Below are 12,939 nucleotides of genomic sequence, written 5' to 3' on the forward strand. Positions count from 1 at the left end.
ACCACTATGACGAAACCAAGGATTGGAGTCATCATCGGCTCGACGCGCGAGGGCCGGTTTGCCGAAACGCCGGCCCATTGGGTTGCCGAGATTGCCAAGGCGAGAGGCGACCTCGATATCGAGATCGTCGACCTGCGCGATTTTCCGCTGCCGTTCTTCGACGAGTTGTCATCCTCGCTCTATAGCCCGTCCAAGAGCGAAGTGGCGCAACGCTGGCAGAAGAAGGTTGCCGGCTTCGACGGCTTTATCATCACTGCGGCGGAATACAGCCGCGGCCCCGTCGCCGTGCTGAAGAACGCGCTCGACTACGCCTATACGGAATGGAACCGCAAGCCTGTTGCCTTTGTGGGCTACGGCGGCGTCGGCGGCGCGCGTGCCGTCGAGCAGTTGCGCTTGAACGCAATCGAATTGCAGATGGCCCCGATCCGCAACGCGGTCCACATCACCTGGGGCGATTTCATCCAGATCAAGCAGCACGGCAAGAAGCTGGAAGAGTTCGAACACCTTAACCAGGCTGCGAATGCAACCGTTGAGGAGCTTGCCTGGTGGGCCAAGGTGCTGAAGACGGCTCGCTACAACGAGGCCGAGACGGCACAGGCCGCCTGAGGACTTTCAGATGATAGTGGCCTGCAAACTGTCGCCTTTCTTCGCTGCCGGTGCTCATGTACCTCAAGTACATTGCGCTCCCGGCCTCGAAAGCCGGCGTTTTCGGCTCACCCTGACCTGAAATTTGAGCGTGCCAAAATGCTCGAATAGACCAATTTCCTCCCAGGGAAACCGAAGGGCGGTGCAGGCACCGCCCTTTCTTCGTCCGGCTAGCGGGCGATTTCGCGATGGCCCGTCGGCAGCTTCGTTGCCATGACCTTGTCGATGCGGCGGCCGTCGAGATCGACCACCTCAAAGCGCCAGCCCTGCGCATCGACGCTTTCGCCGACCGACGGGAGATGGTGCATGTGAGACAGGACGTAGCCTGCCACGGTCTCGTAGTCGCGGCTTTCCGGCAGGTCGATGCCGATGACGTCGGCCATTTCATCCGCCTGCATGTAGCCTTCCAGCAGCCAGGAGCCGTCTTCGCGCTGCACGGCGGATTCATCGGGGTCGTCGTCGTCCAGATCTGACCTGAACACGCCGGTGATGGCCTCGAGAATGTCGGCAGGGGTGACGACGCCTTCGAAATGGCCGTACTCGTCATGGACAAGCGCCATCGGCATGTCGGCCTCTTTCAGCTTGGCCAGCACGTCGAGCGCATCGGCCTGATCGTGCACGATGGGAGCCTGGCGAACATGCTTGCGCGCGTCGAGCGCTTTTCCCGCCAGGAGGGTCGCAAGGATATCGCGGGTCTGGACGACGCCGATCATGGCATCGACGGCTCCATCGGCAGCCGGCAGGCGCGAATGCTGGGTTTCCATCAGAAGCCTGCGGATCGTCGCTTCATCAGACTGCACATTGATCCAGTCGACATCGGTGCGCGGCGTCATGACGGCGCGGACGGCACGATCGCCCAGACGCATGACGCCGGCGATCATGCGGCGCTCGTCGGATTCGATGGTGCCGTGATGCTCGGCCTCTGCGACCAGCATCTTGATTTCCTCGTCGGTGACCTTTTCTTCGCTTTCGCCACGTTGGCCAAGCAGCCACAAGACCGAGCGGCCGGAGATGTCGAGCAGCCAGACAAGCGGCGCCGCGATCCTGGCGAGAATGGCCATGGCCGGTGCAACCCTCGAGGCGACGCGCTCGGGGTCGCGAAGCGCGATCTGCTTGGGCACCAGTTCACCGATGATGAGCGAGCCGTAAGTGATCAGGGCGACGACGATGCCGACGCCGAGCGGATCGGCCACGCTTTGCCTGATGCCGTTTGAAGCAAGCAGGTCGGCCAGTCTTTCACCGAGCGTAGCGCCCGAGAACGCGCCCGAAAGCACGCCGACCAGCGTGATGCCGATCTGGACAGACGACAGGAACTTGCCGGGGTTGGCGCCGAGTTCGAGCGCGCGGGCCGCACCGCTGACATTGCGGTCGATCATTGTCTTGAGGCGCGCGCGGCGAGAGGAGACGATCGCCAGTTCGGACATGGCCAACAGGCCGTTCACGCACACGAGCACGACGACGATGGCGATTTCAATGTAAAGCATGGACGCTCATTAGCATCAGACAAGGTGCGCGGCAAAGACGCCAAATGAAAATAGAAATACAAAAACCAGGAAATTGCATAATGGAAAATGTCAGGGCTTCAAAGTGCCAACGATGACTTTTCCGTCGGTGAAATAGGCATCGCCGCCACCGTTGCGGCCGCTCGAGGTTGCGCCGATGCCTTTTATCTCGCGTGTTGAGGCCAGCACGGATGCTTCAAGAAGATCACGCATGAGGAGATCGCGTTCGGCATCGACGTCCGGGCCGATGTGATGCGTGATCGCGCCGGTGTCATGGCTGACGCCGACGCCGCGATCGAAGCTGGCGGCGCCGAGCCAGAGCGGGCGGCCGTCGTCCTGAAGCTCCGGGGTCTGCCACAGGCGGACATGATGGCGCTGGTCGGCGCTGTCGCCGACCGGTTTTTCGAAGGCGAGATCCTGGGCGCGGCCCTCGTAGAGGAGCTGGCTAACCGGCGCATCGGGATAGGGCCGGTCGAAGAGTACGCTTTCGCCGATCTCGACGGCGGTCTTGAGCGTGACGGCATCAGCGGTGTCCCAATGGGCCAGCGCGAAGGCGCGCATGATTTCGGTGCGGGTGCCGACAAGGCCGACATTGATGGGATCGCCGGCGATGCCTTGCGGCGTGCGCGTGACCATTTCCATCGCAGAGGTGTCGGCATGTCGGTCGCGCAGCGTCCAGAATTCGGGCGCGGCGAAATAAGCGAGGCCGAGATAGGCGCCGCAGGCGAGCGCAAACCATTTTGCAGAGCGCCGCAACAGCCGCTTGCGCTTCATCGACCGCCTACCCAGTCAGTTTCCCACCCTGATGAAGCTGACAGACTATCTGCAGGCGCGATAGCCATTCCTGCGGTTCTTGATGTCGAAATGGAAGTGGTTGCGGTGGTCGTAGTTGTAGCCGGGGCCGAGCACGGTGGTGAAATAGGAACAGCCGTCGGCGCGTACGGTGTTGAGCAGGCTGCGCTCGCGGAAGGCGAACAGGCCGGGCTTGCGGACATCGATTTCCTTGCCGCTGTTCAGCTCGATGCTCATGACGTCGAGCGCATTTCCCTTGCCGTGCTCGGACAGTACGCCTTCGCCACGGATGCGGCGGCAGGAATAGCTCGACCCCTGATGAATGGCTTTGACGCCGGAGAAATAGCGCAGGCGGGCGGCAGGAACGAGTTCGCTGCGGGTCCATGTGGCGAAGCTGGCGGCCATGGCGCAGGTGAGCGTGGCGGCGGGCTTCATCTCGACATTGCCGATGGCGGCCACCTTGACGGGATAGGCGATGCCGCACTGGCCGCCGTCCTGGATCGGCGCAACATCGCTATAGGAGACGCCGAGGCTCTTCAGGTCGTCGCGGCACTGGACCTCTTCGGTCGGCATGACGTTGCCTTCGGCGAACGGCTCATCCATGCGCGGATAGGCGGCAGTCATGTAGGGATTGGATGGAACCAGCGTCTGCATGCCGGAATATTGCGGCACGGTTGCGGTCTGGGTGCCGACATCCACGGCGGGCTCGAGACTGAACACGTCGCCTGAGGTGCAGGCCGAAACGGCGCCAACTGCCGCCAACAGCGCGAAACGCAAGGCAAGCCGCCGCAAACGCTGCGCCTGAGGCATGCCACCCATTGCGGCGCGAGACTTCCCGAGCATCGAACGATCCCTGACCTTTGAGGAAACAGAGATTAACCACGAAGGGTAAAGGAAAAATCAGTGCCGACATTCATCGCTGTGGCGGGATTGCGGCAGGCTTCGTCGCCGCGGGCCCACGATCACTGGCAGAAGGTGCCGCCATTGCGGCGGGGCTCCAGGTCGAGGTGGAAATGCCGGGCATGATCGGCATCGCTGCCGGGGCCAAGCACGGTCTTGAACGGGCCGCATGCCTTTTTGCGCACGGTATCGAGGAATTTCGCCGGCTTCTGTCCGGGAGCAGGACCGACTTCGACGATCGAACCGTCCTGCAAGGTGAAGCTGGCGATGTCCAAGGCATTGCCGAAAGCGTGCTCCGACATTTTCTGGCCGTTATGGCGGGGGCGACAGACATAGGCGGAGGCTTGGGCGATCGACTTCAAGGGCGAGCCGAGTTCTGCCGTGGCAGCGGGCGAGATGGTGTCCTTGATGAAGCGGGCAGCGGCCTCGGCCATCTGGCAGTTCATCAGCGCTTGCGGCGCAAGCTCGACGGATACGCCAAGCGATTTCACGGAAACGGGGTAGGGCAGCGCGCAGCCCGCTTCCGCATCGTGCTCGGCCTTGCGATCCTCGAACACGACGCCCAGTGCATTGAGGCGCTTGCGGCATTCGAGTTCTTCTTCCGGCATGGTCTCTGCTGCCTTGTTGGCTGAGCGGGGATCGGCGAGGGGCTTGGCCGGTTTGGCTGGCGCGTTGTCTTTTTCTGCCTCGCCTTTCGGCTTTTCGGAAGGGAGCGGGGTGTCGGCCGGCGCGACAGGCTGGTCGGCGGTATGGTCTGGCCGCGGTTGCGGCAGCGGAGGCGTATCGGCTTGGCCGCTTGCCTGCTCGCCTGGCCTGGCGCTTTGCTCGGGAACCGGCGCCGATTGGGGAAGCGTGACAGGTTTGGCCGTTGCCGATCCCGTCAGTGGCAACGGCGATAAATGGGCAAATAGCAGTATCGGCAGCAAAGAGAAGCGCGAAAAATCCATCGCCCTGCAACGTCAGCAGGATGAGCGAGGTTGCACCGACAGCCATCACGTTCAATGACGGATTGTTGCCTTGGCGCGGCGAATGGCGTGTTGAGGTGTTGATTCCGGGCTTGCCGCCAGCGCCTTGTTTCGGAATCGAATTTTATCGGTGGCGTTGCCTATTGCTGATGTGAATCGCGTAGCCGCCGGTCCCAATCTTCGACCGTGCGGGTGGTGATGCGACGGGCGGCAAGGTCGCGCCATGACGTTGCAAGTTCCGGCAATCCGGCAAGTTCTTGCAAGGCGTCCATGTCGAGCGTGCGGGTGTAAAGAAGGTCGATAACGCGCGACAGCGGCCATTCAGGCTGCGGGCGCCGTTCGAGAAGGAAGGGGTCGCCCGCCTCCACCTCACCTTCTTCCAGCACGCGGTAGTACCACCCGGTGCGGGCGGTTTTCTGGACAAGGTAGGCCATGTCCGGCCGCCCGAAGCGGGCATTCAGCCGCCAGCAAGGCTGACGGCCCTGGCTGACCTGAAGCGTGGCAGAGCCCAGCCGGTAGATATCGCCGATGCAGATGTCGGCTTCGGTCATGCCTTGCGTCGATATGTTTTCCCCAAAGCCCGGAGCGTCCGCGACGACACCGTCGCCTCGCCAGGTGGAGTAATGCTCGCGCGGGTAATGGTGCAGGGCTTTTTCCGGGCCGCCATGATGGCGGGTATCGCCTTGCTGGTCGCCCTCAAGGCCAGTCAGAGTGACAAGTTGCGGGCCAGCCGCCTTTTCCTTGGCGATGCCGCTCGGAACACCGCGCGGCCCGAGCGGCGCGAGCCTTCCGATGAACAAGGTGTCGATGACGACTTCCGTAGGCGCGATCTTGCGGACTGGAATGCTATTCTGCAACGGCTTCCAGCCCCTGTTCCAGCCAGTCGGCGAGTTGCGGCATTCCAAGCAGGTATTTCGCCGTTTGCCGCCAAGGACGCTGCCTGGCTGCGGCCAGGGCTTCGCTCCATTCGCTGGCGTCGTAGTCGCCGCGTCCAACCCATGTGAGCGCGATCAATTCGGCGGCCTCATCGACGTTGAGATCACCGATCAGTTCCCGTAATTCCCGTTCGGTCAGGTCTTCGGATTCTTCCTCGGCGAGACCATCGTGCTGATGAAGATCATGGCCGTCACCATCGAACTCGACCTCATGCTCGCTGCCGTCGGCGAAATCGTCCGCCATGCCGGCGCTCAGAGCCTTCGCCTTGAGAATGAACAGGCGAACCGTGTCCGGTCCGATGGAGAGTTCCCACTCTCTTTCTGCGCGATGCTGCACTGGACGCCTCCGTGCTTGTCCTTTCCGGTGTGCTTCGGCCAAGCAGAGCGATGATAGCGCATTTGCAGATTGCGTCATCCTTTGATGCTGGCGGCATGGCGTGCCGATTGACAGAGCCAGTATCCGGAATGAAATGGCGCAATTTCACTGACTGATCGGACCCCCTGACGTGGCGATGCTGTTGTCTCCCAAGATCCTGCCAATCCTGATGCTGATAGCGTCGAATGTGTTCATGACATTTGCCTGGTACGGGCATCTCAAGTTCAAGACGTCGCCCATCTACATCGCCGTGCTGGCGAGCTGGATGATTGCGTTCTTCGAATACTGGCTGGCTGTTCCGGCCAACCGCATCGGCAGCCAAGTCTATTCCACGGCGGAATTGAAGACGATGCAGGAGGTGATCACGCTCACCGTGTTTGCCGTTTTCTCGGTATTCTACCTGAAGGAAGCCCTGACGCTGAACCATGTGCTGGGCTTTGCGTTGATAGCCGGTGGAGCTGCGCTGATCTTCAAGGGCTGATGCGGCCTTTACCGGGATGAAATGCGGGAGTTGAGGCGTTAACGTGCTGATACCTGTCCAAGGAGGCTTCGATGCGCACAAGATTGCTGATGCAAGTAGCGGCACTTGCCGTTTTGCCACTGGCTGCCATGCCGGCGTTTGCCGCTGGCGGCGATAGTGGCGGTACCGGCGGCGGCACGGAAACCGTGACCCAATGCAAGAACGGCCAGGTATTCGACAAGAAGCTGAACAAATGCGTCGAACCAAAGCAAGGCATGCTCGACGACGACAACATTTACGAAGCCGGTCACGCGCTTGCCATGGCGGGCCGTTATGACGAGGCAATCGCCGTGCTCAGCCTTGCCGAAGACAAGACCGATCCGCGCATTCTCAATTATCTCGGCTATTCGCACCGGAAGGCCGGCCGAATCACCGTTGGTCTCGGCTACTATCAGGAAGCGTTGCAGAACGACCCCGACTATACGCTTGTGCGCGAATATCTGGGCGAAGCCCATCTGCAACTGGGGGATGTCAAGGCGGCGCGCGAGCAGCTTGGCGAGATCGAAAAGCGCGTCGGAAAGGATGCCCGCGAGTACGGCATGCTGGCCGAGCAGATCGATCATTTCCTGAAAAGCTGAGGCGTAATCGAACGGATACGCCTGATTTCGGCTGAATTCCGCACCGGCGTATGCAAGTCAGGGCCGGGGTCTCGCTGTACCTCAAGCGTGCGCGACCTTGGTCCTGCACATTGCCGCCAATACGCCCTAAAGCTGATTATCCGGCTGTGATTTTAGGGCGTGAAAAAGCTGCGGCAATTGCTATATTGAATAAATCCGAGATGTGACGGTCCCGTCGGGTGGTTCCGGCGGACCGTTTTCTTTTTGTGCTTCAGAGCCATCCAGTGGAAATGGATCGGCGGCAGGAAAGGACTGGCCATGAATAAGGTGCCGATGACCGGCAAGGGCTTCGATACGCTGAAGGAGGAGTTGCGCTGGCGCCAACAAGAAGAGCGGCCGCGCATCATCGAGGCGATCGCCGAGGCCCGTTCGCATGGCGATCTGTCCGAAAACGCCGAGTATCATGCCGCCAAGGAAGCGCAGAGCCTGAATGAAGGCCGCGTTGGCGAGCTTGAGGATTTGATTGCCCGTGCAGAGGTGATCGATATTTCCAAGCTGAGCGGCGAAAAGATCAAGTTTGGCGCTACCGTCGTGCTCGTCGATGAGGATACGGAAGAGGAAAAGACCTATCAGATCGTCGGCGACCAGGAAGCCGACGTGAAATCGGGCCGTATTTCGATCTCCTCGCCTATCGCGCGGGCGCTGATTGGCAAGGAAGTGGGCGACGCCATCGAGGTCAATGCACCGGGCGGCGCGCGCGGCTACGAGATCGTCGACCTGCGCTGGCTCTAGGCTGCTGTAACAATGACAAGCCCGATGCCCGCGACCCGCACTGACCTGTCGCGGGTTGAGGTCGTTGTACCCAATTTCAAGCAGCGGCTTTCCGGCGTCACCAGCACCATCATCCAGCTTGTTCCGCTGCAGGCGGTCGAAATCGGCGTTGCGACGCTTGGGCCCGGCTTGCCTGACAGCCTGCCGAAAATGCGCTGGTGGCAGGTGCCCGGCCTGCTGCGGCGGCCGAATGGTGCGGCGGTGCGCGTCTGGCATGCACGCCGCAACCCGGAAATGCTGGCGGGAGCCATCCTGAAATATGTGCTGCGCGCACCCCTGAAGCTTGTGTTTACGTCGGCCTCGCAGCGCAAGCATACGCGCTGGACGCGCTTTCTCATTCGCCGCATGGATGCGGTGATCGCCACCAGCCGCAAGACAGCCGCCTATCTTGAAGTACCGAACACGGTGGTGATGCATGGCATCGACATCGAACGCTTCCACAAGCCGGCCGACAAGGCAGAGGCTGTGCGGGCTGTTGGACTTGATCCGACGCCGCTCTATGCAGGCTGTTTCGGTCGTGTCAGGCACCAGAAGGGCACGGACCTGTTCGTGGACAGCATGATCGAGCTGTTGCCGCATCATCCGCGCTGGTCGGCTATCGTGGCGGGCCGTGCGACGGCGGAACACAAGGATTTCGAGGCTGGACTGCGCGCAAAGGTGGAAAAGGCTGGGCTTGCAGAGCGCGTCCTGTTCGTGGGCGAACATCGCGACATCGAACGCTGGTATCAGGCGCTTTCGCTTTACATCGCGCCGCAGCGCTGGGAGGGCTTCGGACTGACGCCGCTGGAAGCCATGGCCAGCGGTGTGCCGGTGGTGGCAAGCGACGTGGGCGCTTTTTCCGAACTCATCGAGGATGGTGTCACCGGCGCTCTGATTGCGCGCGACGATCTTGGTGCGATGGTGGTCGCGGCGGGCGCCTTGATGGGTGATGACAAGGCGCGTGAAGGGGCTGCCGCAGCTTCGTTGCAACGTGCGCACAAGCTGTTTCCGTTGCAGCGAGAAGCCGCAACCCTGATAGGGATTTATAGGCGCTTGCAGGCTGGGACTTCGTCATGAGCGCGGATGGCCGCATAACCGTTATAACGGTGGCGTACAACAGCGATGCGGTGCTGCCCAACCTGCTAGGGTCGGTTCCTGCATCCGCAAAGGCGGTCGTGGTCGACAATGGGGGTGGGCAAGGCGTCGAGGGAATTGCTGCCCGCTTCAATGCCCGCTTGATCCGCCTGACCGGTAACCAGGGTTTCGGGCGGGCCTGCAATGCAGGTGCTGCGGTTGCGCAGACCGAGTTCCTGTTCTTCGTCAATCCCGATGCCAGGATCGAGCGTGGCGCGGTCGAGACGCTTGTCGCCACCGCTGATGCGCTTCCTGACGCGGTTGCGTTCAACCCCGCAATGGTCGACGGCAAGGGCAGGCGGCATTTTCGCCGGCAATCGGCGCTGTCCGACCCGAGCATTCGGGTGGATGACGGAGACCCTTCGACACCGATACGCGTGCCGACGTTGCTGGGCGGTGCGTTGTTTTGCCGGCGCGCGGCGTTCGAGAAAGTTGGCGGTTTTGACCCGGCGATTTTCCTCTACCACGAGGATGACGACCTGGCGGTGCGGCTGAACCGGGAGTGCGGCCCGCTCTACTATGTTCCGGGAGCCGTCGTTCATCATGAAGGCGGCACGGGCTCTGGCCGCTCACTGACGGTCGCGCGGCTGAAGGGCTATCACATGGCGCGGGCGCGAGCCTATGTGCTTGCCAAGCACGGCCATGCCTTGCCGCGTGCGCGGACACTTGCGCGCGCGGCATTCGAACTGCTTTTGCCGCACAATTTCCTTTCCGCGCGTCGACGGGCAAAGCACGCCGGCCAGTTTGCCGGGGCGTGGTCTGCGCTGAAAGACGGCGGCCCTTTCAAGGACGAATGACAGGATCAGCCGATAAGCCGTCGCTTCGTCCGCTCGAACCATCCGAGCGATTTACCGCCTCGGCTCACCACGAAAGCCTGCGGCGCCACGAAGGATGCTTTTGAGTCCGCGATCGGAGAGAAGCCGCGCAGTGCGAACAGGCGCTGCCATTCGGCAATCGGCAGGACGTTGAAGTGGGTCGGTTCGTCGAAATCGTCCGGGGACGACGAGAACAGGATCATGTCGCTGGCGTTGCACAGATTGTCCAAGGCCAGATCGGCTTGTTCCGGGGGAATATGTTCCAGTACTTCGATGCAGATCGCGAGATCGTACTTTTGCCCGTTGCGCAGCGGGATAGGCTCTAGGATCGAATGAACCTTGAGGCGCTCGACCATGTCTTGGCGCGCGTTTGAAATCGCATAGGGAGAAACGTCATACCCGTATGCATCGATCCCGAGATCGCAAAGGGATTCTACAAGCAGGCCATACGCGCAGCCGACATCGACCGCCGTTCTTGGGGCGTATCTGCGCTTGATGGTGCGGGCAATCCGACCGAAGAAATTCAGCCAAGTAGGATGGCGACCGTATTGATCGTATCCGCCAGTGGTACACCCGTTGGCATAGTAATCCTTGTCATACAGATCGGCGGGATTTTCCCTGGCTGTATCGATGGTGGCTTTTTCTCGCCGCGTGTTCTTCGGATTCATATCTAAGCCTTTCGGGAACCGTGCAGTCTTTTGGGTTGGCTGTTTAGGTCAGTTTTAGTCGCAGTGCCTTGATTTCCGAGACGATCGTCTCGGCGAAAGGGCCCTCGAGGCTAGAGGCAATTTCGAGCGTTGTATCCGAACTCTCACGGTTTAACCAAGTGGGGGATTTCTTTAGAAACTGAAATCCAAGTTCATTCAGCGTGTATTCCGGGAGAGCGTAGCTGACGCCTTGCCGCGCAACAGCGGTGAGGATGAAGTTTTCCGCATGCTGCCGCCAGTCTGCTGCGGCTTGAGTGGCCTTGGCAACAACGACCTTCTTGATGGCTAGCAAGCGCGGATCTTCCGGGATGATGAGCCGCTCGAGGATCAGACGCACACGCTCATCGGGCAGATAGGCGAGTTCAGTGTTGAGGTGATTGAGTGAGAGCGTTACGTCGTGAGCATATCCGTTCCGGATCACCCATTGTGTAAGCCCGATTTCTCCGCGCCTTACAGTCCGACCCTTGCTACCTGAAATCCACAACTGCTTCCAGTAGCGTTGGAACGATGGCGCACTGAGAAGAGGTTGGGAGATGAGCAGGGCATACGAACAATAATGGAAGTTCTTGTGCTCGGCCGAGTAACGCCAGCGGATTGAGAGGTAGTCCGCCACGTTGACGCGATCGAGGCCATAGTTGGAGGCTGCTCCAACGAAGGGCATGTTCAGATCTTCCGCCCGTTTAAGCCAACTTTGGGAACCCGGGATCGGAAACCATGTGGAGTCATTCAGGATTGCGAGTTTTTCCAGGCGTCCTAGATGTTCCCGCAAAAACAGGATCCCATCGCGATAACCGCCGAAATCATACCCGTAGTTCGGTCGCTCGATTATCTTCCAACAATGTTGGGACAATTCATGCCGGTCCGGTTCACTGAGCGGCAAATTCGATATCACCAGCGGCGCGTAACCACAGCTGATCAGGTATCTTAGCGCCTCCTTGTGCGACCCAAGCAGACCGTGCTGCGGAAAGACAAGATAGATTGCGACGCGAGCATCCAGGGGCACATCTCCGTCAGAGATGCGGGAATTCCTGGCGAGCACAAGGTCGTAAAAGTATGTGGAAAAGAACCGCGACATCAACGCGCCTGGAACGGCCATCGCTTGATGGAGCAGGCGCCTGATTTCTCGTTTCAGTTTCCAAAATGGAAGGGAAGACAACAACAGTGCCTTTTTCATTGCTCAGTCAGGACGCTACGCGATCCTTCCGAATGAGCCGTACCTCAAGATTACCTCCTTCAACACATCGAGGTGCGTTTTACAAGATTGACTGCGGTTGCAACTGTCGTGACTATCGAGTGTTCGATAAATCACACTGGGGCTCCATGGGACGGAAAGAGAAAATTCTTGCGAGGATCGGCAAGCAGGATAAGGGCTTGGAAATAGCGCCTTATCACTCACCGCTTGCGGCCCGGAGCGAAGGATACAACGTCCGGATCCTTGATGTTTTTGATCAGGAGGAGCTGAAAAGCCGGGCGCTTCGGGACCCGCTGATACCTGACGAACTGGTCCATGCAATTGAAGAAGTCGACTATGTCGGTAGCGCCACTGAAATAGTCAAACTGGTGCCCGCCGAAGAACATGCTAGCTTCGATTACATAGTCAGCTCCCACAATTTCGAGCACTTGGCCAATCCCATCAAGTTCCTTCAGGGGTGCGAAATCCTGCTCAAGCAGGGCGGCGTGCTGACAATGGCCGTGCCGGACGCCCGTGCCTGCTTCGATTATTTCCGACCAAGGACCGTGCTCGGCGAATGGCTGGAAGCATATTTTGAAGATCGGCAAAAACCGTCGCACAGGCAGCTTTTCGATTCACGAGCCTATATGTCGTTTCGCAAGAAGGGGGACCTGGAACAGCACGCGTTCCATGGTGATGCCGGCTTGAAGTCGATGCTTCTCAAAGGCGATCTTTGGAAAGAATTCGAGGCTTGGAAGGCGAGGGCTGACGATGGCCCGTATGAGGATGCCCATTGCACTGTGATGACGCCGGATACGCTCCGTCTGCTTTTGACGGAAGCCCAGATGCTCGGATTGGTAAATCTGGACATAGTGGAGATATCTCCCACTGTTGCGCATGAATTCTACGTTCGATTGAGCAAACGTGGTGGTGGCACTACACGCGAGATGCCATCAAAAGAAGGGCTGTTGATGAGGGATGGCCTGTTGAAAAAAGCCATGCAGTTTCAATATTCGAGCGGACCGTTCGCCAGGCCACGCCGGCTGCTGAATAAATTGAAGCGCTCGATCCAGAAGCGGCTTGACCGATTTGGCGGTTGACGCCGGCTCC

16 protein-coding genes are annotated in these 12,939 nt (G+C 60.0%); 8 read left to right on the plus strand and 8 right to left on the minus strand.

What is annotated here, in order from left to right; translation table 11 throughout:
* The first annotated feature begins 6 nt into the window (after window positions 1-6).
* Complete coding sequence (locus tag ASD50_RS04740; protein ID WP_056236803.1) at window positions 7-606, plus strand: NADPH-dependent FMN reductase; 600 nt, start codon at window positions 7-9, stop codon at window positions 604-606.
* Window positions 607-815: 209 nt separating this feature from the next.
* Here the strand turns inward: ASD50_RS04740 and ASD50_RS04745 are convergent, their stop codons facing one another.
* The 4 genes from ASD50_RS04745 to ASD50_RS23750 form a co-directional block, all read right to left on the minus strand.
* Window positions 816-2,129, minus strand: a complete 1,314-nt coding sequence (locus ASD50_RS04745; protein ID WP_056236805.1) for a hemolysin family protein — start codon at window positions 2,127-2,129, stop codon at window positions 816-818.
* 90 nt (window positions 2,130-2,219) lie between these two features.
* Complete coding sequence (locus tag ASD50_RS04750; protein WP_056236807.1) at window positions 2,220-2,921, minus strand: LssY C-terminal domain-containing protein; 702 nt, start codon at window positions 2,919-2,921, stop codon at window positions 2,220-2,222.
* A gap of 45 nt (window positions 2,922-2,966) precedes the next feature.
* On the minus strand, window positions 2,967-3,749 hold the full coding sequence (locus ASD50_RS04755; RefSeq protein ID WP_244484439.1) for an extensin family protein: 783 nt from the start codon (window positions 3,747-3,749) through the stop codon (window positions 2,967-2,969).
* Between the two features lie 152 nt (window positions 3,750-3,901).
* Complete coding sequence (locus ASD50_RS23750) at window positions 3,902-4,447, minus strand: extensin family protein (protein ID WP_244484431.1); 546 nt, start codon at window positions 4,445-4,447, stop codon at window positions 3,902-3,904.
* A 253-nt stretch (window positions 4,448-4,700) separates the two neighbouring features.
* On the opposite strand from ASD50_RS23750, the gene ASD50_RS23755 reads away from it, so the two are divergent.
* Window positions 4,701-4,844, plus strand: a complete 144-nt coding sequence (locus ASD50_RS23755; RefSeq protein WP_244484432.1) for a hypothetical protein — start codon at window positions 4,701-4,703, stop codon at window positions 4,842-4,844.
* A 100-nt stretch (window positions 4,845-4,944) separates the two neighbouring features.
* Here the strand turns inward: ASD50_RS23755 and ASD50_RS04765 are convergent, their stop codons facing one another.
* Entirely contained in the window at window positions 4,945-5,661 is a 717-nt protein-coding gene (locus ASD50_RS04765) for an MOSC domain-containing protein (RefSeq protein ID WP_244484433.1), read from the minus strand.
* Window positions 5,651-6,076, minus strand: coding sequence for a DUF3775 domain-containing protein (locus tag ASD50_RS04770; protein ID WP_056236815.1), 426 nt, complete (start codon window positions 6,074-6,076; stop codon window positions 5,651-5,653). The genes ASD50_RS04765 and ASD50_RS04770 overlap by 11 nt, the downstream gene beginning before the upstream one ends.
* Window positions 6,077-6,245: 169 nt before the next feature.
* Between ASD50_RS04770 and ASD50_RS04775 the strand changes: the two genes are divergently transcribed.
* From ASD50_RS04775 to ASD50_RS04795, 5 genes are all read left to right on the plus strand, one after another.
* A complete protein-coding gene (locus tag ASD50_RS04775) occupies window positions 6,246-6,596 on the plus strand; it encodes a DMT family protein (protein ID WP_164480438.1) in 351 nt (116 codons plus the stop codon).
* A gap of 71 nt (window positions 6,597-6,667) precedes the next feature.
* The gene (locus ASD50_RS04780; RefSeq protein ID WP_056236821.1) at window positions 6,668-7,213 is read left to right on the plus strand and encodes a tetratricopeptide repeat protein; all 546 of its coding nucleotides are present in this window, start codon (window positions 6,668-6,670) and stop codon (window positions 7,211-7,213) included.
* Window positions 7,214-7,510: 297 nt separating this feature from the next.
* Window positions 7,511-7,984, plus strand: a complete 474-nt coding sequence (gene greA / locus ASD50_RS04785) for a transcription elongation factor GreA (protein WP_056236824.1) — start codon at window positions 7,511-7,513, stop codon at window positions 7,982-7,984.
* A 24-nt stretch (window positions 7,985-8,008) separates the two neighbouring features.
* Window positions 8,009-9,079, plus strand: coding sequence for a glycosyltransferase family 4 protein (locus ASD50_RS04790; protein WP_056236827.1), 1,071 nt, complete (start codon window positions 8,009-8,011; stop codon window positions 9,077-9,079).
* Window positions 9,076-9,933, plus strand: a complete 858-nt coding sequence (locus tag ASD50_RS04795) for a glycosyltransferase family 2 protein (RefSeq protein ID WP_082549491.1) — start codon at window positions 9,076-9,078, stop codon at window positions 9,931-9,933. The genes ASD50_RS04790 and ASD50_RS04795 overlap by 4 nt, the downstream gene beginning before the upstream one ends.
* A 5-nt stretch (window positions 9,934-9,938) precedes the next feature.
* On the opposite strand, the gene ASD50_RS04800 is transcribed toward ASD50_RS04795, so the two are convergent.
* Window positions 9,939-10,619 carry a class I SAM-dependent methyltransferase gene (locus ASD50_RS04800; protein ID WP_056236829.1) on the minus strand — a complete coding sequence of 227 codons (681 nt, stop codon included), beginning with the start codon at window positions 10,617-10,619 and terminating at the stop codon, window positions 9,939-9,941.
* Window positions 10,620-10,662: 43 nt separating this feature from the next.
* Entirely contained in the window at window positions 10,663-11,832 is a 1,170-nt protein-coding gene (locus ASD50_RS04805; protein ID WP_056236832.1) for a rhamnan synthesis F family protein, read from the minus strand.
* Window positions 11,833-11,978: 146 nt separating this feature from the next.
* Between ASD50_RS04805 and ASD50_RS22275 the strand changes: the two genes are divergently transcribed.
* Window positions 11,979-12,929 carry a methyltransferase domain-containing protein gene (locus ASD50_RS22275; protein WP_162251984.1) on the plus strand — a complete coding sequence of 317 codons (951 nt, stop codon included), beginning with the start codon at window positions 11,979-11,981 and terminating at the stop codon, window positions 12,927-12,929.
* Window positions 12,930-12,939: the final 10 nt, after the last annotated feature.

This window comes from Mesorhizobium sp. Root552, assembly GCF_001427285.1.
In the GTDB taxonomy this organism is placed as follows: domain Bacteria; phylum Pseudomonadota; class Alphaproteobacteria; order Rhizobiales; family Rhizobiaceae; genus Mesorhizobium.